General features: G+C 68.8%; 19 protein-coding genes. 13 read left to right on the top strand and 6 right to left on the bottom strand.

Going from position 1 to position 23,537, the window contains the following annotated elements; genetic code table 11:
- The first annotated feature begins 14 nt into the window (after nt 1-14).
- The 9 genes from ACMUOO_RS01160 (at nt 15) to ACMUOO_RS01120 (ending at nt 9,179) form a co-directional block, all read left to right on the top strand.
- Nucleotides 15-893 carry a branched-chain amino acid ABC transporter permease gene (locus ACMUOO_RS01160; protein WP_301919424.1) on the top strand — a complete coding sequence of 293 codons (879 nt, stop codon included), beginning with the start codon at nt 15-17 and terminating at the stop codon, nt 891-893.
- A gap of 2 nt (nt 894-895) precedes the next feature.
- On the top strand, nt 896-1,831 hold the full coding sequence (locus ACMUOO_RS01155; RefSeq protein WP_413854767.1) for a branched-chain amino acid ABC transporter permease: 936 nt from the start codon (nt 896-898) through the stop codon (nt 1,829-1,831).
- A complete protein-coding gene (locus ACMUOO_RS01150; RefSeq protein ID WP_301917409.1) occupies nt 1,828-2,529 on the top strand; it encodes an ABC transporter ATP-binding protein in 702 nt (233 codons plus the stop codon). Before ACMUOO_RS01155 ends, ACMUOO_RS01150 begins: the two co-directional genes overlap by 4 nt.
- Entirely contained in the window at nt 2,530-3,225 is a 696-nt protein-coding gene (locus tag ACMUOO_RS01145) for an ABC transporter ATP-binding protein (protein WP_301917395.1), read from the top strand. It abuts the gene before it with no gap.
- Between the two features lie 117 nt (nt 3,226-3,342).
- Entirely contained in the window at nt 3,343-4,362 is a 1,020-nt protein-coding gene (locus tag ACMUOO_RS01140; RefSeq protein ID WP_301917396.1) for a BMP family protein, read from the top strand.
- Nucleotides 4,362-5,921: an ABC transporter ATP-binding protein gene (locus ACMUOO_RS01135; protein ID WP_301917397.1), complete on the top strand. Its 1,560-nt coding sequence runs from the start codon at nt 4,362-4,364 to the stop codon at nt 5,919-5,921. Before ACMUOO_RS01140 ends, ACMUOO_RS01135 begins: the two co-directional genes overlap by 1 nt.
- Nucleotides 5,911-6,960 carry an ABC transporter permease gene (locus tag ACMUOO_RS01130; protein WP_301917398.1) on the top strand — a complete coding sequence of 350 codons (1,050 nt, stop codon included), beginning with the start codon at nt 5,911-5,913 and terminating at the stop codon, nt 6,958-6,960. Before ACMUOO_RS01135 ends, ACMUOO_RS01130 begins: the two co-directional genes overlap by 11 nt.
- Nucleotides 6,960-7,904: an ABC transporter permease gene (locus ACMUOO_RS01125; protein ID WP_301917399.1), complete on the top strand. Its 945-nt coding sequence runs from the start codon at nt 6,960-6,962 to the stop codon at nt 7,902-7,904. The genes ACMUOO_RS01130 and ACMUOO_RS01125 overlap by 1 nt, the downstream gene beginning before the upstream one ends.
- Nucleotides 7,905-9,179, top strand: coding sequence for an amidohydrolase family protein (locus ACMUOO_RS01120; protein WP_301917400.1), 1,275 nt, complete (start codon nt 7,905-7,907; stop codon nt 9,177-9,179).
- Between the two features lie 49 nt (nt 9,180-9,228).
- On the opposite strand, the gene ACMUOO_RS01115 is transcribed toward ACMUOO_RS01120, so the two are convergent.
- Nucleotides 9,229-10,272, bottom strand: coding sequence for a helix-turn-helix transcriptional regulator (locus ACMUOO_RS01115; RefSeq protein WP_413854734.1), 1,044 nt, complete (start codon nt 10,270-10,272; stop codon nt 9,229-9,231).
- 98 nt (nt 10,273-10,370) lie between these two features.
- Here ACMUOO_RS01115 and cysD point away from each other — a divergent pair, with 98 nt between their 5' ends.
- Nucleotides 10,371-11,276 (top strand): sulfate adenylyltransferase subunit CysD, encoded by a 906-nt coding sequence (gene cysD / locus ACMUOO_RS01110; RefSeq protein ID WP_301917402.1) that lies wholly within the window; start codon nt 10,371-10,373, stop codon nt 11,274-11,276.
- Nucleotides 11,277-11,314: 38 nt separating this feature from the next.
- The gene (gene cysN, locus ACMUOO_RS01105) at nt 11,315-13,222 is read left to right on the top strand and encodes a sulfate adenylyltransferase subunit CysN (RefSeq protein ID WP_301917403.1); all 1,908 of its coding nucleotides are present in this window, start codon (nt 11,315-11,317) and stop codon (nt 13,220-13,222) included.
- 47 nt (nt 13,223-13,269) lie between these two features.
- Here cysN and hutU read toward each other — a convergent pair whose 3' ends face one another.
- From hutU to hutI, 4 genes are read right to left on the bottom strand one after another with little or no spacing between them, the layout of a single operon-like run.
- Nucleotides 13,270-14,955: a urocanate hydratase gene (gene hutU / locus ACMUOO_RS01100; RefSeq protein ID WP_301917404.1), complete on the bottom strand. Its 1,686-nt coding sequence runs from the start codon at nt 14,953-14,955 to the stop codon at nt 13,270-13,272.
- Nucleotides 14,952-15,761, bottom strand: coding sequence for an N-formylglutamate deformylase (gene hutG, locus ACMUOO_RS01095; RefSeq protein ID WP_301917405.1), 810 nt, complete (start codon nt 15,759-15,761; stop codon nt 14,952-14,954). The genes hutU and hutG overlap by 4 nt, the downstream gene beginning before the upstream one ends.
- Nucleotides 15,758-17,293: a histidine ammonia-lyase gene (hutH, locus tag ACMUOO_RS01090; protein WP_301917406.1), complete on the bottom strand. Its 1,536-nt coding sequence runs from the start codon at nt 17,291-17,293 to the stop codon at nt 15,758-15,760. Before hutH ends, hutG begins: the two co-directional genes overlap by 4 nt.
- Nucleotides 17,283-18,470: an imidazolonepropionase gene (gene hutI, locus ACMUOO_RS01085; protein WP_301917407.1), complete on the bottom strand. Its 1,188-nt coding sequence runs from the start codon at nt 18,468-18,470 to the stop codon at nt 17,283-17,285. Before hutI ends, hutH begins: the two co-directional genes overlap by 11 nt.
- Before the next feature lie 74 nt (nt 18,471-18,544).
- Between hutI and ACMUOO_RS01080 the strand changes: the two genes are divergently transcribed.
- Nucleotides 18,545-19,915 carry a formimidoylglutamate deiminase gene (locus ACMUOO_RS01080; protein WP_301917408.1) on the top strand — a complete coding sequence of 457 codons (1,371 nt, stop codon included), beginning with the start codon at nt 18,545-18,547 and terminating at the stop codon, nt 19,913-19,915.
- 3 nt (nt 19,916-19,918) lie between these two features.
- Here ACMUOO_RS01080 and ACMUOO_RS01075 read toward each other — a convergent pair whose 3' ends face one another.
- Complete coding sequence (locus ACMUOO_RS01075; RefSeq protein ID WP_413854729.1) at nt 19,919-20,644, bottom strand: GntR family transcriptional regulator; 726 nt, start codon at nt 20,642-20,644, stop codon at nt 19,919-19,921.
- A gap of 183 nt (nt 20,645-20,827) precedes the next feature.
- Between ACMUOO_RS01075 and ACMUOO_RS01070 the strand changes: the two genes are divergently transcribed.
- Nucleotides 20,828-23,503, top strand: coding sequence for a hypothetical protein (locus tag ACMUOO_RS01070; RefSeq protein WP_413854727.1), 2,676 nt, complete (start codon nt 20,828-20,830; stop codon nt 23,501-23,503).
- The last annotated feature ends 34 nt before the right edge of the window (nt 23,504-23,537 follow it).

The raw sequence follows: 23,537 nt of genomic DNA, 5'->3' as shown, positions 1-23,537 counted from the left end.
CGCCCGGCCTGCCCATGAGCTTCGGTCCCTTTCTTCTCCTCGCCCTGATGGAGGGCCTCGTGACCGCGGCGGTGCTTGCGCTGACGGCCTCGGGGCTTTCGCTCGTCTTCGGCATCATGCGCGTGGTGAACGTCGCCCATGGCGCCTTCTTCATGCTGGGCGCGGTCATCGCCTGGTTCGTGTCGGAGTTCGTGCCGGGACCGCCGGCGCTGGACTTCGCGGCGGCGCTGGTCGCCTCCCCCCTCATCGTGGGCGCCATCGCGGCAACGGCCGACACGCTCGTGCTGAAGCGGCTGAACTACGAGCCCGAGGCGACGATCGTGGCCACCATCGGCCTCCTCTACATCCTCGAACAGGCGGCGCTGAGCCTGTTCGGACCCGACGCGCGCCCGGTTCCGGCACCCTTCAGCTTCCGCCTGCAACTGCCCTGGTTCGGCTATTCCGGCTACAAGCTCGCCGTGGTCGTGGCAGCGATCCTTCTCCTCCTCGGCGTCTGGCTGATCCTGAAGCACACCAGGGCGGGGCTCGTCATGCGGGCCACGCAGATCGACCGCGACACGGCGCGGGCCTTCGGGATCAACGTCGACCGGGTCTATGCCGGGGTCTTCGCCATGGGGGCGGGGCTGGCGGCCATCGCCGCGGTGCTGATCGTGCCGATCCAGCAGGCCCACTACCTCATGGGCGGCGACCCGCTGCTCCTCTCCTTCATCGTCGTGATCATCGGCGGCCTCGGCTCGTTGCGCGGCACGCTCGTGGCGGCGCTCCTCATCGGCTTGTCGGACGGCGTCATATCCACCTTCTTCGCACCGACGCTGGCGAAGATCGTCGCCACGCTCGCCGTCGCGCTCGTCCTCGTCTTCCGCCCGCAGGGGCTTTTCGGGAAGCGCGCGTGACCATGGGCCGCGCCCTCTTCCTGCACCTCGGCGTGCTCGCGGCGCTCCTCGCGTTCCACTTCGCGGCGCCCGCCTACCACCACACCAACCTGGCCCGGATCATGGTGCTGGCGATCTACGCGATGGGCTACAACATCGCCTTCGGCTACACCGGCCTTCTCAGCCTCGGCCACGCGCTTCTCTTCGGCGCGGGGCTCTATGGCGCGGGGCTTCTCGTCTACCACGCAGACGCCGGCGCGGCGGGGGCGATGCTCGCCGGCCTTCTCGCAGGGGGCGCGATCGCGCTCGCAGTGGGGCTTCTCGCGCTCAGGACCTCGGGCGTGGCCTTCATGATCGTCACCCTGATGTTCGCGCAGGCCGGGTATCTCACGGTGCTCTACTTCGGCGCCTGGACGCGGGGCGACGAGGGCATCGTCATACCCCGGACCGCACGCGCGATCGGCAGCCTCGACCTCTCGGACGACGGCACCCGCTACCTCGTCGCGCTGACCCTCTTCGCCGTCGCGCTTCTGGCCAATCTCGCGCTCGTGCGCTCCCCCTTCGGCCGCGTGATGGTGGCGATGCGCGAGAACGAGGAGCGGAGCCGGATGCTCGGCTTCAACCCCTTCACGGTGAAGCTCACCGCGCTCACCGTCTCGGGCCTCTACGCAGGGCTTGCCGGTGCGTCCTACGGGCTGATGTTCGGCTATGTCGGCGCCAGCCTTGCCTCGGTCCAGTACTCGATCCTTCCCTTGCTCTACGTCCTGCTCGGCGGCGCGGGCACCGTGCTCGGGCCCTTCCTCGGCGCGCTCGTGATGTTCTATCTGATCGACTATGCCAGTGCCGTCACCGACGCGCACCAGTTCGTCACGGGCGCGGCGCTCGTCCTTCTCATCCTCTTCGCGCCGAAGGGCATCCTCGGCACGCTCCGCGCGCGGGGGGTCCGATGGCTTCCGTGACGCTTATGGAGGCGCGCGGACTCACGCGGCATTTCGGCGGCCTGAAGGCCGTCGACGGCGTGGACTTCACGCTTATGGAAGGCGAGATCCATGCCCTGATCGGCCCGAACGGCGCCGGCAAGACGACCTTCGTCAGCCTCCTTTCCGGTCGCGTCCCGGCGCAGTCCGGCACCATCCTGCTGAGGGGCCGCGACATCACCCGCCTGCCTGCCCATGCCCGGGTCCATGCCGGCATCGCCTATACCTTCCAGATCACCCAGGTCTTCGCGGCGCTTCCGGTCTTCGACAACGTGGCGCTGGCGGTACAAAGCCGGGGCGGCCGGCCGATCGCGACGGAAGCGATGGCCGCGCTGGAGCGCGTCGGGCTGGCCGAACGCGCCGACCAGATCGCCGGCACGCTCAGCTACGGCCACCAGCGTGTGCTTGAGATCGCCATGGGGCTGGCGCTGAAACCGGTCCTTCTCATCCTCGACGAGCCGACGCAGGGCCTGTCGGATGGCGAGATCGCGACCTTCAAGGAGATCGTGCGCGCGGTGGTGCCGAAGACCACGGTGCTGCTCATCGAGCACAACATGGACGTGGTAATGGGGCTTGCGGAGCGGATCACGGTCCTGAACTTCGGCAAGGTGCTCGCCACCGGCACGCCCGAGGCGATCCGCGCCGACCGGGCGGTGCAGGCTGCCTATCTGGGGGGATAGATGCTGATCCTCGACGCCATCGATGCGGGCTATGGCGCGGTGCAGGTGCTGCGCGGCCTCACCCTCTCCGTCGCGCCGGGCGAAGTCCTTTGCGTCATGGGTCGGAACGGGGCGGGCAAGTCCACCATGCTTCGCGCGATCATGGGGCAGGTGCCGGCGACGAAGGGGCGGATCACGCTCGACGGGGCGCGAATCGACGGGCTGCCCGCGCACGAGGTGCCACGCCACGGCATCGGCTACGTGCCGCAGGGACGGCGGCTCTTCGGCGACCTGACCGTGGCCGAGAACATCGAGATCGGGCTGATGACCCGCGGCCGCGACGCCCGCGTGAGGGACACCGTGCTCGACCTCTTTCCCCGGCTGAGGGAGCGCATGGACCAGGTGTCGCGCACTCTCTCGGGGGGCGAACAGCAGATGCTCGCCATCGCCCGCGCGCTCTGCCTCGAACCCAAGGTTCTGCTGCTCGACGAGCCGACCGAGGGGCTGCAACCCTCGATGATCGCGCTCATCCGCGACACGGTGGTGGCGCTGAAGGCGACAGGGGTGGCGACGATCCTCGTGGAACAGCGCGTCGATGCGGCGCTTTCGGTCGGCGACCGCATCGCCTTCATGGTGGCGGGCCAGGTGGCCGAGACGGTTTCCGCAAAGGGTCTTCATCCCCATGCCGCGCATTTCGCCACCTATGTGGGCGTCTGAAGGCGGGTGCCCTGCACCGGGGGGACGCCCTGCAGAATTGCCTTGGCGCGAATCTCTGCGACCTTTACCACTTGATAAAATTATGGGCGCGAAGGCGCCATCCAACAGGGGGCTGAAATGACGAGACTGCTCAGGGCCGGAATCAGCCGGCGTCACCTCATGGCAACCGGTGCGGGCGTGGCGGCGACGGGCCTCGTGGGTCTGCCCATGCGCGCCTTCGCCGCCGATCCGGTCAAGGTCGCCGGCATCTATACCGTGCCGGTCGAGCAGCAGTGGGTGAGCCGCATCCACAAGGCGGCCGAGGCCGCAGTGGCCGCGGGCACGGCCGAATACGTCTACACCGAGAACACCGCGAACACCGACTATCCGCGCGTGATGCGCGAGTATGCCGAACAGGGTTACAAGCTGATCGTCGGCGAGATCTTCGGGGTGGAACAGGAAGCGCGCGAGGTCGTGGACGAGTATCCCGACGTGGCGTTCCTCCTCGGCTCGTCCTTCCCGCCCGACGAAGCGCACCCGAACCTCGCGGTCTTCGACAACTACATCCAGGACGCGAGCTACCTTTCGGGCATCATCGCCGGCGCGATGACCAAGGGCAACATCGGCATGGTCGGCGGCTTCCCGATCCCCGAGGTCAACCGCCTGATGAACGCCTTCATGGCCGGCGCCCGCGAGATGAACCCCGACATCAGGTTCCAGGTCTCTTTCATCGGCTCCTGGTTCGATCCGCCGAAGGCCAAGGAGACCGCCTTCGCAATGATCGACGGCGGCGCCGACCTGCTCTACGCCGAGCGCTTCGGCGTCTCCGACGCGGCAAAGGAACGCGGCGTCCTGGCGATCGGCAACGTGATCGACACGCAGGCCGATTATCCCGACACGGTCGTCGCCTCGGCGCTCTGGCATTTCGAGCCGACGCTGGACGCCGCGCTTGCCAAGGTCGCGGCCGGCGAGTTCAAGGCCGACAACTACGGCGTCTACTCCTACATGAAGGAAGGCGGTTGCTCGCTCGCCCCCCTGGGCACGTTCGAAGGCAAGGTGCCCGAAGCCGCGATGAAACTCGTGGCCGAGCGCGAGGCGGCAATCAAGGACGGCTCCTTCACTGTCGAGATCAACGACGAAGAGCCGAAGTCGTCCTGATGGCACCGGAAACGGGGGCGGAGGTCGTCCTCCGCCTCGACGGCATCACCAAGCGCTTCGGGCCGCTTCTGGCCAATGACGCGATCAGCTTCGGGCTGGGAAAGGGCGAGGTCATCGCCCTACTCGGCGAGAACGGCGCGGGCAAGACCACGCTGATGAACATCCTCTTCGGCCACTACACGGCCGACGAGGGCACGGTCGAGGTCTTCGGCCGGCCGCTGCCCCCCGGCCATCCTCGCGCCGCCCTGGCCGCGGGGGTGGGCATGGTGCACCAGCACTTCACGCTGGCCGACAACATGACGGCGCTGGAGAACATCCTTCTCGGCACCAGGCCGCTTCTTGCGCCGCGGCTCGGCGCGCGCGCCGCACGGGCGAAGGTTGCCCGGCTGTCGCGGGACTTCGGGCTGGCGGTCCATCCCGACGCCCGCGTCGGCGCGCTGTCCGTCGGCGAGAGGCAGAGGGTGGAGATACTTAAGGCACTCTACCGCGACGCTCGCATCCTGATCCTCGACGAACCCACGGCGGTGCTGACGCCGCAGGAGACCTCGGCGCTCTTCGAGACGCTGAGGAAGGCGGTCGCGCAGGGCCTTTCGGTCATCTTCATCTCGCACAAGCTTGGCGAGGTGATGGAGATTTCCTCGCGCGTACTCGTCCTCCGCCACGGGCGGCTGGTCGGCGAAGTGGCGACCGCCGACACCGACCGGCACCGGCTGGCAGAGATGATGGTGGGGGCCGAGATCGCTGCACCCCGGCTTTCGGAAAGGGCGCCAGGCCCGGCGCTCCTGACACTCTCGGAGGTGGACACACCCCGCCGGGGCAACGCGCCCGGGCTGAGAGGCGTGACGCTCGCGCTGCGCGCGGGTCAGATCACCGGCCTCGCCGGAGTGTCCGGCAACGGCCAGACCGCTCTTGCCGCGCTCATCGGCGGGCTCGAGACGCCGGTTCGGGGCAGCATGGAACTGGACGGCGCGCCGCCCGCCGACTGGTCGCCCCGCGCCGCGCTCGCCGCCGCAATCGCCCGCATCCCCGAGGACCGGCACAGGACCGGAACCGTGGCCGACTTCACGCTGACCGAGAATGCCGTGCTCGAGAGCTACGCGGACGCGCCCTTCAGCCGCAGGGGCTGGATGAACTGGCGCGCCGCCGAGGACTTTGCGCGGAGGATCATCGCGACCTACGATGTCCGCTGCCCCGGCCCCGCCGCCCGCATCCGCCTCCTCTCCGGCGGCAACATGCAGAAGCTCATCCTCGGCCGCGCGCTGGAGGCCGAGCCGCGGATCATCCTGGCCAACCAGCCGGTGCGCGGGCTCGACATCGGCGCCGTGACCTTCGTCCAGAACCGCCTGATCGCCGCGCGCGACAAGGGTGCCGCGGTGCTCCTCATTTCGGAAGACCTCGACGAGGTGATGGCGCTTTCTGACGTGATCCACGTCATCTACGAGGGCCGGCTGTCGCCCGCCTTCCCGCGCGGCACGATGACACCTGCCGGGCTTGGCGGCTGGATGGCCGGTCACGGTTTCGGGCCCGAATACACGCGGGGAGGCGCCGATGCGGCTTGAGCCGATCGCCAACCCCTCGCTCGTGCGGAGGGTGGGCCTGCCCGCGGCCGCGTTGGCACTGACGGTCCTCATGGCCTCGCTTCTGGCGCTTCTGGCGGGGGCCAACCCCTTCGCCACGCTCGGCCTGATCGTGAAGGGCGCGGCCGGGTCGAAATTCGCGCTGCTCGAAACGCTCAATCGCGCCACGCCCCTGATCTTCACCGGCCTCGCCGTTGCCGTCGCGTTCCGCGCGAAGCTCTGGAACATCGGGGCCGAGGCGCAGCTTTACGCCGGCGCCATCGTCACCGTGCTGCTGGGCACAGGCGCGCTGCCGTTGCCCTCGGCGCTCCTCCTGCCGGTGATTGCGCTTGCCGCGATGGTCGCGGGCGCGCTCGTCCTTCTCGGACCGGTGCTTCTGAAAACGCGGGCCGGCGTCGACGAAGTTGTCACCACGCTCCTCTTCAACTTCATCATGCTGCTGTTCGTGTCGCTGCTTCTCGAAGGACCGCTGAAGGACCCGATGGGGATGGGCTGGCCGAAGTCGCCCGCGCTGGAGAAGGCCGCGCGCCTGCCCCGGATCGTGGAGGGACTCAGGCTCCACTGGGGTTTCGCGCTGGCCATCCTTTCGGCCCTTGCCGTCTGGGTGATCCAGACCCGCACCACGCTCGGCTACGAAATCCGCGCCGTCGGGCTGAATGCCGAGGCGGCGCGCTTCGCGGGCATTCCGGTAGGCCGCGTGATGATCAAGACTGCGGTCCTCTCCGGCGGGCTCGCGGCACTCGCCGGCTTTTCCGAGGTCGCGGGGCTCAAGGGCAACCTCACGTTGGACCTCTCGCCCGGCTTCGGTTACACCGGGATCATCGTCGCCATGCTCGCGCTTCTGAACCCGCTGGGCGTCGTCCTCTCCGCGATCTTCGTCGCCGGTGTCTTCGTCGGCGCAGACAGCATGAGCCGCGCGGCCGGCGTTCCCACCTACATCGCCGACATCCTGACGGCGACGGCACTCCTGACGATGGTGCTGGCGATCCGCCTCACCCGCACGAAGATCAGGTGGCGCTGATGGACATCCTCGAGATCATCCTCACCGCGAGCTTCTGGGCCGCCGCCGTGCGCATCGCCTCGCCCCTGATCTTCGCCACATTGGGCGAGCTCATCTGCGAACGCGCGGGCGTCCTCAACCTCGGCATCGAGGGTATCATGGTCATCGGCGCCTTCACCGGCTGGATGACCGTCTACCTCGGCTTCGGACTCTGGACGGGCGTTCTGGTGGCGATGCTGGCGGGGATGCTCTTCGGACTGGTCCATGCCACGCTCACGGTGCCCTTCGGGCTTTCCCAGCATGTCGTGGGTCTCGGCGTGACGCTCCTCGCCACCGCAACGGCGGCCTTCGCCTACCGCCTGTCGCTGCCCGAGGTCACGTCGCCACCGAAGATCGTGCCGTTCCAGCCGCTTCCGGTTCCCGGCCTTTCGGAGCTTCCGCTCATCGGCCCCGCATTCTTCGCGCAGACCCCGCTTACCTACCTCGCCTTCGTCCTCATCGCCGTCGTCTCCGTCGTACTCTACCGCACGCCCCTCGGCCTCGCGCTCAGGGCTGCGGGCGAGAATCCGGCCTCGGTCGAGGCGCAGGGCCTTTCCGTCACCGCGATGCGCATGGGCGCGGTCATCGTCGGCTCGGGCCTCATGGCGATCGGCGGCGCGTTCCTGACGATGTCGGCCTTCTCGTCGTTCTTCTTCGAGATGGTGAACGGGCGCGGCTGGATCTGCATCGCGCTGGTCGTCTTCGGCGCCTGGCGGCCGGGCAAGGCCGCGCTTGGCGCACTTCTCTTCGCGGCCTTCGACGCGCTTCAGGTGCGGCTCCAGCAGACGCCGATGGGCGCCTACGTGCCCTATCAGGTGTTCCTGATGGTTCCCTACATCCTCTCCATCCTCGCGCTCGTCCTCATGTCGCGCCGCGCCGAGGTTCCGGCCGCGCTGATGGTCCCGTTCAACAAGGGGGAACGCTGAATGTTCGACCTTCTCGTCAAGGGGGGCACGCTTCCCGACGGCACGGTCTCCGACATCGCCATCCGGGGTGACAGGATCGTGGCGACGGGCCGGGTGGAGGGCGCGGCGCGCGAGGTCATCGACGCGACCGGCGACCTCGTCTCGCCGCCTTTCGTCGACCCGCATTTCCACATGGACGCAACACTCTCCTACGGCATCCCGAGGGTGAACGGGTCCGGCACGCTGCTCGAAGGCATCGCCCTCTGGGGCGAGTTGCGGGAGCTAGCGAGCGTGGAGGACATGGTCGCCCGCGCGCTCACCTACTGCGACTGGGCCGCCTCGATGGGGCTGCTGGCGATCCGCAGCCACGTGGACACGACGCCGGACCATCTGCGCACCGTCGAGGCGATGCTGGAGGTCAGGCGCCGGGTCGCCGGATACATCGACCTCCAGCTCGTGGCCTTTCCGCAGGACGGCCTCTACCGCAGCCGGACGGGACGCGAGAACCTGATCCGTGCGCTCGACATGGGGCTCGATGTCGTCGGCGGCATCCCGCATTTCGAACGCACGATGGCCGACGGCGCGGAGTCCCTGCGCGACCTCTGCCGCATGGCCGCCGACCGCGGTCTCAGGGTCGATGTGCATTGTGACGAAAGCGACGATCCGATGAGCCGGCATGTGGAGACACTGGCAGCGGAGGTGACGCGCCACGGTCTCGGCGCCCGCGCGGCGGGGTCGCACCTGACCTCGATGCATTCGATGGACAACTACTATGTCTCGAAACTCCTGCCGCTGATCGCCGAATCGGGGATGACCGCGATCCCCAATCCCCTGATCAACATCACAATACAGGGACGACACGACAGTTTCCCCAAGCGCCGCGGCCTGACACGGGTCAAGGAGATGCAGGCCCATGGCATCACCGTGGGCTGGGGCCAGGACTGCGTGATGGACCCGTGGTATTCGCTGGGCACCGCAGACATGCTCGACGTGGCCTTCATGGGCCTCCATGTCGCGCAGATGACCCACCCCGAGGAGATGGCGCGCTGCTTTCGCATGGTGACGGAGGACAACGCGAAGATCATGGCCCTTGAGGGCTACGGACTGGGAAAGGGCTGCATCGCCTCGCTCGTCGTGCTGGATGCCGGGAACCCGACCGAGGCGATCCGGCTCCGCCCGGAGCGCCTCGCCGTGGTGTCGAAGGGCAAGATCGTCTCCCGTCGCGCGCGCAATGACGCGCAGCTTGCGTTGCCGGGCCGGCCGGAAGCGGTGCGGCGGCGGATCGAGGGGCGGTAATACATTCGGGAAGGCCGGGGGCAGCCGTTGTCCCGCCTGGCCTTCCGGCTCAGCGTCCCGCCGCAAGCCAGATCGGGCTTGAGAGCATCTCGCGCACCACGCCCGTCTGCCCCTCCACACCCATTCGCGCGAAGAGCTGTTTCGATGTGCTGCGGGCCGTCTCGATCGTCCAGCCGAGATCCGCCGCGGCTTCCGCGAGGCTCATCCCGTCAGCGATCCGGGCCGCGAGCCGGGCTTCGCTGCGGCTGATGCCGAAGGCGGCGGCGATCCGGTCGGGCGGCTCGTTTCCGGCCGGACGCTGCCAGCGGACCCAGGCGACGAGCGCGCGGTCGCCAAGCTGGTCTTCGGCGCGGATCGCGAGGCGGATCGCCGGGTCGCGTGTGGGAACGAGGACGCCCGAGCGCGTGCCGCCTGCCCGGTCATCCCCCGCCTGTGCCGCTGCCAGCGCCCGGCCGAAGGCCTGCGCCATCTCGTCGTCGGTGAAATCGAGCCAACCGTCGGCCCGCAGGCGGAGCCCGGCCCGTGCCGCGAGACCCTCGGCGAGCCCGGGCGACGCGGCACGGACACGGCCCGATGGGCCAAGCAAGAGCCATCCGACCCCGAGGCGCTGCGCCGCCATACGGTCGAATGCCGCGTGCGCCCGTTCGGCACGCAGGAGCCGCCAGCCGGCAAGCGCCCGCGCCACGAACCGGCCGAGGCCGGAGAGGCGGGCACCGTCGACGGCACGGAAGTCGCGGCCCTGCCGTTCGGCCACGAGGACCGCGGAACCGCCCCCCGGCATCGGGCTGCGCAGCCACCTCAGCGGCATCCGGTCGCCCTCGGCGCCCGGCAGGTCGACCTGCGAATAGACCCGGTCCAACCGCATCCGGGCAACCGCGGCAAGGTCCGGCGGGGCGGTGACCCGGCCAACCTGCCAGCGGCCTGAGGCGCGGTCCTGATCGAACGCCACCAGACAAAGGCCGTCGGCCGAGATCGCCGCCGCCAGCCGGTCGAGAAAAGCCGGCCAGAGGTCCTGCGGCCCGGTCTCGCCATGGCCCACATGGCCGGTGGCTGCGGCCAGTAGCGCCTCGATCAGGTCGGACTCCTCCGACATCGCCAAGCCCCCCGAACACATTCCCCCCCCATATGGGGGGTTCTTTTGCTTCTCTGCTGCTTTACGCGGCAGGTCAACCGGATTCACTGAGGCGCCGCATGACCATCAAGACCCTGACCCACCTGCAACGCCTGGAGGCCGAAAGCATCCACATCCTGCGCGAGGTTGTCGCCGAGGCAGAGAAACCCGTGATGCTCTACAGCGTCGGCAAGGACAGCGCCGTGATGCTGCATCTGGCCAAGAAAGCCTTCTACCCGGCGCCGCCCCCCTTCCCGCTCCTCCATGTCGACACGACCTGGAAGTTCCGCGACATGTATGCGCTGCGCGACAGGGCGGCGAAGGCGGCGGGGATGGACCTGATCGTCTATCAGAACCCCGAGGCGCTGGCGAAGGGCATCAACCCGTTCGACCACGGCTCGCTCCACACAGACATGTGGAAGACCGAGGGGCTGAAGCAGGCGCTCGACCAGTACGGCTTCGACGTGGCCTTCGGCGGCGCCCGCCGCGACGAGGAGAAGAGCCGCGCCAAGGAACGCGTCTTTTCCTTCCGCTCCGCCAATCACCGCTGGGATCCGAAGAACCAGCGCCCGGAGCTCTGGCGGCTCTACAACGCCCGCAAGGCGAAGGGAGAGAGCGTCCGGGTCTTTCCGATCTCGAACTGGACCGAACTCGACATCTGGCAATACATCTACCTCGAGGGGATCGAGATCGTGCCGCTCTACTTTGCCGAGCCGCGCCCGACCGTGGTGCGCGACGGGCTGACCCTGATGGTGGATGACGAGCGCTTCCCGCTTCGCGAGGGCGAAACGCCCGAAATGCGCTCGGTGCGCTTCCGCACCCTCGGTTGCTACCCGCTCACCGGCGCGGTGGAGAGCGAGGCGCGGACGCTGCCCGAGGTCATCCAGGAAATGCTCCTGACCACCACCTCGGAACGGCAGGGCCGGGCGATCGACCACGATCAGGCCGCCTCGATGGAGAAGAAGAAGCAGGAAGGCTACTTCTGACCGCTTCTCCGCCTCCGCCACAGCCAGACAGGACCGCCATGACGACCCAGGATCCGATCTACAAGACCGACGCGCTTATCGCCGAGAATATCGAGGCCTATCTCGAGGCGCATCAGCACAAGACCATGCTGCGCTTCATCACCTGTGGCTCCGTCGATGACGGCAAGTCCACGCTGATCGGGCGGTTGCTCTACGACAGCAAGATGATCTTCGAGGATCAGCTTGCCGCGCTGCAGGCCGACAGCCGCAAGATGGGCACGCAGGGCCAGGAGATCGACTTCGCGCTCCTCGTCGACGGGCTCGCCGCGGAACGCGAGCAGGGCATCACCATCGACGTTGCCTACCGCTTCTTCGCCACCGAGAAGCGCAAGTTCATTGTCGCCGACACGCCCGGCCACGAGCAGTACACGCGCAACATGGTCACCGGCGCCTCGACCGCCGATCTCGCCGTGATTCTCATCGACGCCCGCAAGGGTGTGCTGACACAGACCCGGCGGCACAGCTATCTCGTTCATCTCCTCGGCATTCGCCATATCGTCCTGGCGGTGAACAAGATGGACCTCGTCGACTACGACCGGGCCGTGTTCGAGCGCATCCGAGACGACTACGCGGCCTTCGCCCGGAGCATCGGCATCGCGGACTTCACCGCCATCCCGATTTCCGGCTTCAAGGGCGACAACATCACCGGGCCGAGCGCGAACACCCCCTGGTTCGAGGGACCTGCACTGCTGCCGTATCTGGAGACCGTGGAGGTCGAGGATACCCGCGATCAGGCCGGCCCCTTCCGCATGCCGGTGCAATGGGTCAACCGCCCCAGCCTCGATTTCCGCGGCTTCTGCGGCCTCATCGCCAGCGGGCAGGTGCGGCCCGGCGACGCCGTGAGGGTGCTGCCCTCGGGCAAGACATCGAAGATCGCGCGAATCGTCAGCCAGGAGGGCGACCGCGACCTCGCGGTGGCCGGGGAATCGGTGACGCTCACGCTCCAGGACGAAATCGACTGCTCCCGCGGGCAGGTGCTCGTCGCGGCGCAGGCGCCGCTCGAGGTCGCCGACCAGTTCGAGGCGACGATCGTCTGGATGGACGAGGCCGAGATGGTGCCGGGCCGGGCCTACTGGCTGAAGATCGGCACCCAGACGGTTTCGGCCACGATCCACGCGCCCAAGTTCGAGATCAACGTCAACACTCAGGAACATCTGGCCAAGAAGACGCTCGACCTCAACGCGATCGGCGTGGCGGTGGTCACGACCGACCGTCAGATTCCCTTCGCGTCCTATGCCGAGAACCGCGACCTCGGCGGCTTCATCCTCATCGACAAGCACACCAACCATACGGTTGCGGCGGGGATGATCCATTTCGCGCTGCGCCGGGCGCAGAACATCCACTGGCAGGCAACCGACATCGGCCGGGATCATCACGCGGCGATGAAGAACCAGAAGCCGGCGGTGCTGTGGCTGACGGGCCTTTCCGGCTCTGGCAAGTCCACCATCGCCAACATCGTCGAAAGGAAGCTGGCGCGGATGAACCGGCATACCTTCCTCCTCGACGGTGACAACGTCCGCCACGGGCTGAACAAGGATCTCGGCTTCACCGAGGCCGACCGGGTGGAGAACATCCGCCGGGTGGGCGAGGTGGCCAAGCTGATGACCGATGCCGGGCTCATCGTCATTACCGCCTTCATCTCGCCGTTCCGGTCGGAGCGCGAGATGGTGCGCGGCATGATGCAGCCGGGCGAGTTCCTTGAGGTCTTCGTGGACACACCGCTGGAGGTGGCCGAGGGCCGCGACGTCAAAGGACTCTACGCCAAGGCGCGGGCCGGTCAGCTGAAGAACTTCACCGGCATCGATTCACCCTACGAGGCCCCCGAGGCGCCCGAGATCCGCATCGACACGACCGAGACGAGTGCCGATGAGGCCGCGGACCTGATCATCGCGCGCCTGATCCCCTGAACTGGTGGAACCGGCCGGCGCCCTTCCGGGGCCGGCCGCCCCGGGGTTCAGTTGCCAAGGATCGCGGGAAGGCGAAGCCCGTGGTCCTTCGCACACCGGATGGCGGTGTCGTATCCGGCATCGGCATGGCGCCAGACGCCGCTGGCCGGATCGTTCCACAAGACCCGCTCCAGCCGCCTCGCGGCCTCGGGCGTGCCGTCGGCGACGATCACGACGCCGGCATGCTGGGAGAACCCCATCCCGACGCCGCCGCCATGGTGCAGGCTGACCCAGGTGGCGCCGGAGGCGGTGTTGACCAGCGCATTGAGAAGCGGCCAGTCGGAAACCGCGTCCGAGCCGTCCTTCATCGCCTCGGTTTCCCGGTTCGGGCTCGCGACGGAGCCCGAGTCCAGATGGTCCCGCCCGATCACGATCGGGGCCTTCAGTTCCCCCGATGCGACCATCTCGTTGAACATCAGCCCCGCCCGGTGCCGGTCGCCGAGACCGATCCAGCAGATGCGGGCCGGCAGGCCCTGGAAGGCGATCCGTTCTCCCGCCATGTCGAGCCAGCGGTGCAGATGGGCGTTTTCGGGGAAGAGCCGCTTCATCGCCGTATCGGTCCGGCGGATGTCGTCCGGGTCGCCCGAGAGCGCGCACCAGCGGAAGGGGCCGATCCCCTTGCAGAAGAGCGGCCGGATATAGGCGGGCACGAAGCCCGGGAAGGCGAAGGCGTTCTCGAAGCCTTCCTCCTTCGCGACCTGGCGGATGTTGTTGCCGTAGTCGAGCGTGGGCACGCCCGCGTTCCAGAAACCCACCATCGCTTCGACATGCGCCCGCATCGAGGCCCGCGCCGCCGTCTCGACCGCCTTGGGGTCGGTCTCCTGCTTCGCGCGCCACTCGGCCACCGTCCAGCCCGCCGGGCAGTAGCCATGCAGCGGATCGTGCGCCGAGGTCTGGTCTGTGACGATGTCGGGCCGCGGGCCCCCGGCCTGCATCCGCGCGAGAAGCGCGGGGAAGATCTCGGCCGCGTTGCCCAAGAGCCCGACCGACTTCGCCTCGCCCTCCGCCGTCCACTCCGCAATCAGCGCCAGCGCCTCGTCCAGCGTCTTGGCCTTGGCGTCGAGGTAGCGGGTGCGGATGCGGAAATCGATCCGCGTCTCATCCACCTCGACGGCAAGGCAGCAGGCCCCGGCCATGACCGCGGCGAGGGGCTGCGCGCCCCCCATGCCGCCAAGGCCCCCGGTCAGGATCCAGCGGCCCTTCAAGTCGCCGCCGTAGTGCTGACGCCCGGCCTCGGCGAAGGTCTCGTAGGTGCCCTGCACGATTCCTTGCGTGCCGATGTAGATCCAGCTTCCAGCCGTCATCTGGCCGTACATCATCAGCCCCTTGCGGTCCAACTCGTTGAAATGCGCCCAGGTCGCCCAGTGGGGGACAAGGTTCGAATTGGCGATCAGCACGCGCGGGGCGTCGGCATGGGTGCGGATGACCGCGACCGGGCGGCCGGACTGCACCACCAGCGTCTCGTCGGCCTCCAGGTCCTTGAGCGTGGCGACGATCCGGTCGAAATCCTCCCAGGTGCGCGCCGCCCGGCCGATGCCGCCATAGACGACGAGCTCGTGCGGGTTCTCGGCCACGTCGGGGTGCAGGTTGTTCATCAGCATCCGCATCGCGGCCTCGGTCTGCCAGCTCTTCGCGGTCCGATCGGGGCCGGTCGGCGGATAGATGTCGCGCAGGTTGTGGCGAGGGTCGGTCATGGGCGTGCGTCCTTCGGTAGCTCGGCCGCGGCGTCGGCGACCGCGTCAAGAATATGCTTCAGCCAGCGGCGGAGCCGGTCGGCCTTGCGCGTGTCGTAGCTCCAGGGCGGAGCCTCTTCCGTGAGATAGGCGGACTGCGCGATCTCCATCTGGATCGCATGGACCCCGGTTTCCGGCCGGCCGTAGTGGCGGGTTGTCCAGCCGCCCCTGAACCGGCCGTTGAGGACGCTGGAATAGGGCGAGGAGGCGGCGCACCCGACCGCCGCGGCCTCGATCTCCGGCGCGCAGGTGCGGCCGCCGTCGGTGCCGATGTTGAGCGCCGGCAGGACGCCCTCGAAGAGGAACGGAATCTCCGACCGGATCGAGTGGCAGTCCCAGAGAACCGCGAAGCCGTGCCGGGCGCGCACCCGCGCCAGTTCCGCGGCAAGCGCTGCGTGATAGGGCGCGTGGAAGGCGGCGCGGCGCGCCTCGACCTCCTCGGCGGAGGGCTCCTGCCCCTCGGCCCAGATGGCGCGACCGTCGAAGTCCGTCAGTGGCACGAGGCCAGTGGTGTTCTGCCCCGGATAGAGCGAGCCGCCCGAAGGGTCGCGGTTGGCATCGATGGCGTAGCGGTGGAAGGTCGCCCGAACCACCGTCGCGCCGGGCGCGAGCCCGTCATAGAGCCGGCCGATGTGCCAGTCCGTGTCCGCCAGCGCCCGGCCGGTCCGGTTCAGCCGCGCCGCGATATCCTCGGGCAGCCTGGTCCCGCCATGGGGCTGGCCGAGGACGAGGGCGCCGTCGCCGCGGATCACTTCCACCGGTGTCATCGGCGAAGGTCCGGAAGCGCGAGCCCTGCAGCATTGGCAACCGTGCCGTCGGCGACGAGCCTGGCCGCCGTCTCGAGGTCGGGGGCAAGGTAGCGGTCCGCTCCGATCGGCGCGACCTCCTGCCGCAACCGGGCCAGCACCTTTTGCAGCGGCTTCGAGGTGGCAAGGGGGGCGCGGAACTCCACCCCCTGCGCGGCGCAGAGAAGCTCCACCCCGAGGATGCGGTTGAGGTTCCCGACCATCTGCCCCAGCCGTCGCGCGCCGTGGGCGGCCATGCTGACATGATCCTCCTGGTTGGCCGAGGTCGGCGTGGAATCGGTCACGCAGGGATTGGCGAGGTGCTTGTTCTCGCTCATCAGCGCCGCCGTCGTCACCTCGGCGATCATCAGGCCGGAGTTGAGGCCGGGGGCGGGCGTCAGGAACGGCGGAAGGTCGTGGCTGAGGGTCGGATCGACCATCAGCGCCACCCGGCGCTGGGCGATGGCGCCGATCTCGGCCACGGCGAGCGCGATCATGTCCGCCGCGAATCCCACGGGCTCGGCATGGAAGTTGCCGCCCGAGACAATCCGGCCATTCGACAGGACGAGCGGATTGTCGGTCGCCGCGTTCGCCTCGACCTCCAGCGTTCCTGCGGCCATGCGCAGCATGTCCATCGCGGCCCCCGTCACCTGCGGCTGGCAGCGGATGCAATAGGGGTCCTGCACCCGCGTGTCGCCCTCGCGATGGCTTTCGCGGATCGCCGAGCCATCGAGCAGCGCGCGCATGGCGGTGGCGGCCTCGATCTGGCCCGCATGGCCGCGCAGGCTGTGGATCTCGGGCTGGAGGGGTGCTGTCGATCCCATGATCGCATCGGTGGACATGGCCGAGATCACCAGCGCCGATCGCGCCGCGTGCCAGGCGCCGAAAAGCCCTGCGAGCGCGAAAGCGGTCGAGAACTGCGTGCCATTGATGAACGCGAGACCCTCCTTCGGGCCAAGCGGCACCGGGGCGAGCCCCGCGGCCGCGAGCGCCTCGCCCCCCGGCAGGATGCGGCCGCCGTATTCGGCAAAGCCCGCGCCGATCATCACGGCGGTCATGTGCGCCAGGGGCGCAAGGTCGCCGCTCGCGCCCACGGACCCTTGCGCGGGCACCACCGGCGTCACCGCGCCCGCCAGCATCGCTTCGAGAAGCTCGATCAGTTCCCAGCGCACACCCGAGGCGCCGCGGCCGAGGCTGAGCAGTTTCAGCGTCATCATCAGCCGTGTCGTGTTCGCCGGGATCGGCTCGCCCACGCCACAGCAATGCGACAGGATCAGGTTTTCCTGGAGCTTCGCCGTGTCCTTGGGCGCGATCTTCAGGTGGGCGAGCTTGCCGAAGCCGGTGTTCACTCCATAGACCGCCGCGGAGCCGGCGGCGGCTTCGGCCACCCGGGCGGCGGCGGCCTCGACCCCGGCACGGGCCGAAGGGGCGAGCCGGGCGGGAGCGCCGCCGCGCCAGATCCGCTCGAGTTGGGAAAGCGCGGTGGCGCCGGGGACGAGGGTTTCAGGCGTCAAGGCGGCCTCCGAACATGCGGGTGTGAAGGGGCGTGGCGCCGATCCGGTAGGAAAGCTCGGCCGGATGCGCCGCGTCCCAGACGGCGAGGTCGGCGCGCAGGCCCGGAGCGATGCGGCCGCGATCGGCCAGCCCGAGCGCGGCGGCGGCATGGCGGGTGACGCCCGCCAGCGCCTCCTCCGGCGTCAGACGGAAGAAGGTGCAGGCCATGTTCATCGCAAGCGTGAGCGAGGTCATCGGCGCGGTGCCGGGGTTCATGTCGGTGGCCACGGCCATCGGCACCCCGTGCCGTCGCAGAAGGTCGATCGGCGGCAGTTTCGTCTCGCGAAGCGTGTAGAAGGCAGCAGGCAGGATGACAGCGACGGTGCCGGCGGCGGCCATTGCCGCGATGCCCTCCTCGTCCAGATACTCGAGATGGTCGGCCGACAGCGCCCCGTATCTGGCCGCGAGTGCCGCGCCGCCGAGGTTCGAGAGCTGTTCGGCGTGAAGCTTGACCGGCAGGCAGAGCGCCCGGGCAGCGTCGAAGACCCGGCCGATCTGCTCAGGTGAAAAGGCGATGCCCTCGCAGAAGCCGTCCACCGCATCGGCGAGCCCCTCGGCATGGGCGGCGTGCAGGGCGGGGATGCAGACCTCATCGAGGTAAGCATCGGCGCGGCCGGCGTATTCGGGCGGGACCGCATGGGCGGCGAGCAGGCTCGTGACCACCCCGACCGGGCGCTGCCGGCCGAGCGCGCGGGCGGTGCGCAGCATCTTCAGCTCGTCCGCGACGGTGAGGCCGTAGCCCGACTTCACCTCAAGCGTGGTCACCCCCTCGGCCAGCATCCGGTCGAGCCGTGCCAGCGCACTCTCCTCCAGCTCGGACTGGCTCGCCGCACGCGTGGCGCGGACGGTCGAGACGATCCCGCCGCCGGCGCGCGCCACATCTTCGTAGCTCGCACCCTCTAGCCGCATCTCGAATTCGCGCGCGCGGTCGCCGGCGTGGACGAGATGAGTATGGCAGTCGATCAGCCCCGGCGTGACCAGGCGACCGCCGAGGTCGACCTGCTCCCCCTTCGCCGCTGGAAGGTCAGCCCGCGGTCCGGCCCATTGGATGCGCTCGCCCGAGACAATCACGGCGCCATCGGGGATCAGCCCCGCGCCCTCGGTCATGGTCGCCAGCACCGCATTGAGGAGAATCATCGGTAGCGCCTTGTATCGTCTGCGATGTCGTGTATTATGTCTGCACATATTATCCTGTCAAGACGGGTTCCCCGATGCAACGGATCTGGGCGCGTGAAGCGCTACTTCCCGAAGGCTGGCGCGACAGCGTCCTGATCGAGATCGCACCCGGCGGACGCGTCGGCGCGGTAGGACCCGACACCGCGCCGACCACGGATTGCCTGCGGGTCGGCGTCCTCGTTCCCGCCCCGGCCAACTGCCATTCTCATGCGTTCCAGCGCGCGATGGCCGGGCTGACGGAACAACGCGGGGCCGAACCGTCCGACACCTTCTGGACCTGGCGGCAGCGGATGTTCGCCTTTCTCGAACGGATCATGCCGGAGCAGGTGGAGGCCATCGCCGCGCAGGTGCAGATGGAGATGCTCGAGGCGGGCTTCGCCACCAATGTCGAGTTCCACTACTTGCACCATCGGCCGGACGGCGGCCCCTATGCCGATCCGGCCGAGATGTCGGCCCGCATCGCCGCCGCCGCCGCAACCACCGGGATCGGGCTGACGCTGCTGCCGGTGCACTACCAGTTCGGCGGGCTCGACCGCCGCCCGCTTGGCGCCGGCCAGCGGCGCTTCGGCACCGATCCCGACCGCTTCGCCCGGCTCGTGGAGGGGGCGGAGCGGGCGCTCGGCGTCCTGCCCGCCGACACCGTTCTCGGCATTGCGCCGCATTCCCTGCGCGCGGTGGCGCCGGAGACGCTCGCCATGCTCGCGGCGCTGAGGCCCGGCGCGCCGGTGCACATGCACCTCGCCGAGACGCCGGGCGAGGTGGCGGAGGTCATGGCCGCACTCGGCCGCCGGCCGGTCGAATGGATGATGGAGAACGTCGCGCTCTCGTCGCGCTGGTGCCTGATCCACCTCACCCAGATGCTTCCGGCGGAGACCCGGGCGCTGGCCCGTACCGGCGCGGTCGCGGGACTCTGCCCGTTGACGGAGGCGAGCCTTGGCGACGGCATCTTCGACGGCGTCACCTGGTGCGACGAGAACGGCGCGATCGCACTCGGCTCCGACAGCAACATCCGCATCTCGCTGGCCGAGGAACTGCGTCAACTCGATACCAGCCAGCGCCTGCGCGATCACAGCCGCGCGGCGCTGGCGACGGCCGCGCGGTCAACGGGGCGGCGGCTGCTGGAAGATGTCGCGACGGGCGGTGCCACGGCATCGGGCCGCGGCCGCGGCCGGATCGAGCCCGGGGCCTGGGCCGATCTCCTCGCGCTCGACACGACCCATGTCGACCTCGAGGGGCTGCGGGGCGACACCCTCCTCGACAGTTTTGCCTTCGCGGGCGACAGCGGCATGGTCGCGGAAGTCTGGGCGGCCGGACGTCACTTGGTTCGGGGCGGGCGCCACATCCGCCGCGACGAAATCACGGCAGCCTATCGCACCGCGGTGCGGGGCCTCAGGGAAAGCACCTGAAAATCAGTACCGCGTGGTCATCCGGTGCCCTGGCCGGTGGACCAGACGCACATAAGTCACTGTCTCGCCGTTCCACCGGGTGAGCCGCTCGGTCGTCAGGAGTGGATCGCCGATCCCACAATCGAGATGGGCGGCAAGCGCCGCGTCCGCCGCAGTGGCAGAGATGCTGATCTCGACGGCGGAGAAGGGAATCTGCGATACCAGCCACTCTGTCGGGCCGCTCGCGGAGAAATCCGCCGTCCGCGCCTGCGGCAGGAGGCCGAGGTTGATCCAGCGATCCTCGTGCTGCCAGGGCGCGCCATCGGCGAAATGCAGGCAGACCAGGTGCCGTACCGGATCGCCGGGTGCGAGCGCGAGCCGCGCCCGCAGCCACTCGGGCGCCTCGATCACCTCCGACCGCACGAGGGCGTAGCGGTAGCTGCGGCCCTGTCCCTCCACCTCGCGCCGGACGACCGGGATGTCGAACCGCGCCTGCCGCAGGGGGGACGACCGGACCCTTGAGCCCGACTTTCGCTTGCGCTCGATGATCCCGTCCTCGGCGAGTTCGCGCATGGCGCGGTTCACCGTGGCGCGGGCCGAGCCATAGGTTTCGGCCAGTTCCAGTTCGCCCGGAATGAGGCTACCCGGCTTCCATTCACCCCGGGTGATCCTGCCCAGGATGTCCGCCTTTATGTCGCGGTAGGTCACCACTCCCACCTGCCCCTTGTTCCCTGCCGGGCCGCCGGCCATTGCCAAGTCCAAGAATAAATCTTGGACATATCTGACCTTAAGTCCAGTCAAAAGACACCTGCCATGCAGCGTGCGTTTGCGGACAATTCGCGCTATCGCGGCACTGCCGGACAGGGCCGGCGAAAGGCTGTCTTAACCATCCGGAGGAAAAGATCGTCAACGGTTCAAGGCGCGGGGGGCGCGATGCTGTCCTGGTCGGCGACGGCAGTCATGTTCGGGAACGGAGGCACCCTTCCCCTTGCCATAACCGGGCTGGAAAGCTCGGTCGAGAACGGTCGCACCCATCTTTCTGCGGTTTCGGCAAACGGCGGGGCGATCCTTCGTTTCGAGATCGGGGCGGGTGGCACACTCGTTTCCCAAGGCTCCGTGCCGCTGCCCATGGGGCAGATCGTCGCCGAGGGACTGGTGGAGGTCGAAGTCGGCGGAACGTCCTACTTCGCTGCGCTCGCGCCGCTTACGTCCGCCATGCCGGACCTGACCCTTCTCGATCCGGCGGGTACTGGCAGCCTCGTGCTCGCCGATGCCGGCATGCGGATCACCTCGGTCGCGACGGCCGATTTCGGCGGGACAAGCTTCCTGTTCGTCGCCCATGCCGATGGCGGCGCAGTCGATACCTATGTCCGCACCGACTCCGGCGAGTTCGCCATCGCCGTCCGCACCGCCGCGGCGACCGGCGGCGGGACGTATCCCGGCACGCTTGTGGTGGCGTGGGCGGGCGGCACGCCCTACGTCATCACCACCTCGGCGGCAGACGACGCCATTCGGTCGAACCGGATCCAGGCGGACGGAACGCTCGCCGAGATCGACCGCGACGGCGCGCCGAGCGGGCTTGGAATTGATGCCCCATCCGCGACCTGCTGGACCACGCTTGACGGTGACACCTACATCTTGCAGGCGGGTGCCGGCAGTTCCTCGCTGAGTGTGCTCAGGCTCGAGACGGACGGGCGGCTCACGCCGACCGACCACATCGTGGACAACCTCGCCACCAGGTTCCAGTCGGTCACGGCCCTCGCCACAGTCGAGGACGGAACACGCCGCTACGCGATCGCCGGCGGTGCCGACGGCGGACTAAGTGTCTTTGCCCTCCTGCCCGGAGGGCGTCTCTATCACCTCGGGGCGATCGCCGACACCGCGTCCTTGACCCTCGCCGCAGTGAGCGTGGTCGCGGCCGCAATGTCCGGAGGCCAGATCCAGGTTTTCGCTGCAGGCGGCCGCGAGGCCGGCTTTACCCACCTCAGCATGGCGCCCGGGATCACCGGCAGCATCGTCGGCGGCACGGCTGCCGGTGAGACGGTCTCGGGCACCTCCGGCTCCGACATCCTTCGCGACGGTGCCGGCTCGGACGTGCTGATCGGCGGGGCCGGGGCCGATGTCTTCGTCCTCGACTACGACGGTTCGGCCGACACGATCGCGGATTTCGACCCCACGATGGACCTGCTCGACCTCTCCGGCTGGACGCTGTTGCGCAGCGCCGACCAGCTTGACGTCACTCCGACGAACTCCGGCGCCATGATCGGCTATCGCGGCGAGGTCCTGCATGTCCGCTCCACGCAGGGCAGCCCGCTCACCGCCGCCGACTTCGCCCGCATCGGCGTGACCAACCTCGACCGGATCCTCTCCGGATTCGTCGATGGTGCAGAAGTGGAGGGGACCGCCTCTGGAGATCGTCTGACTGGCACGGGGGCGAAGGACAGGCTCGTCGGTTACGACGGAAACGACACGCTCGACGGCGCCGGCGGGGCCGACACGCTCGTCGGCGGCACCGGACTCGACTGCGCGGATTTCTCCTGGGCCACGACTCCCTTGACGGTCAATCTCGCCGACCCCACCCTCAATGCCGGCGAGGCTCTCGACGTCATATTCGAAAGTGTCGAGGGAGTGTTCGCCGGCAGCGGCGACGACAGCGTGACGGGGAACGCGGCGAACAACGACCTGCGCGGCGGGGGCGGCAACGACAGCCTGCTGGGCGGGTCCGGCAACGACACTCTGAACGGCGGGTCGGGGGGCGACGTGCTGGACGGGGGCAGCGGAACCGACACGGTATCCTACGAGGGCTCGACCGGGTCGCTGCGGGTCGACCTGATGTTTGCCGGCATCAACACCAACGTGGCGGCCGGCGACAGCTATGTCTCGATCGAGAACCTGATCGGCAGCCAGGGCTTCGACAACCTGCGCGGCACGACCGGCGCCAACCGGATCGAGGGCATGGCGAACGTGGACTACGTCTTCGGCCGCGCCGGCAACGACACGCTGGTGGGCGGTGTCGGCGACGACGTGCTCTTCGGCGGGGTGGGGGCAGATGTGCTCGACGGCGGGGCCAACCGCGACCGGGCGCAGTATTCCGAGAGCCTGGCCGCACTCCTCGTCGACCTGATGAACCCCGGCCTCAATACCGGCGAGGCGGCGGGCGACAGCTACGTCTCGATCGAGGACCTGGCGGGAAGCCGGTTCGACGACACGCTCTCCGGCGATCTCGGCGACAACCGGCTCTTCGGGCGCGAGGGCGCCGACCGGCTCTACGGCCGCGCCGGCAACGACTATCTCAACGGCGGCGCCAACAACGACCGGCTCGACGGCGGCCTCGGCGACGACACGCTGCGGGGCGGGCAGAACGCCGATACCTTCGTCTTCGACGCCGGCGCCGACCGGGTGGAGGATTTCACCGCCGTCCAGAACGACCGCATCGCGATCGACAAGGCGCTCATCGGCGGCAGCGTGCTGACCGGGGCCGAGATCGTCGCCAGCTACGCCTCGGTCATCGGCGGCATGGTCGTCTTCGACTTCGGCTCGGGCAATACCCTCACCCTCGAAACCCTCGCCTCCACCGCAGGCCTCGACGCATACGTCTTCGCGTTCTGAGAGGGCAGGGTCAGACCGGGATTCCCAGGCGTCC

This window comes from Albidovulum sp. (assembly GCF_041919395.1).
In the GTDB taxonomy this organism is placed as follows: Bacteria; Pseudomonadota; Alphaproteobacteria; order Rhodobacterales; family Rhodobacteraceae; genus Albidovulum.
The sequence above is the reverse complement of the archived record's forward strand: the minus strand, read 5'-3'. Positions and strand labels throughout refer to the sequence as shown.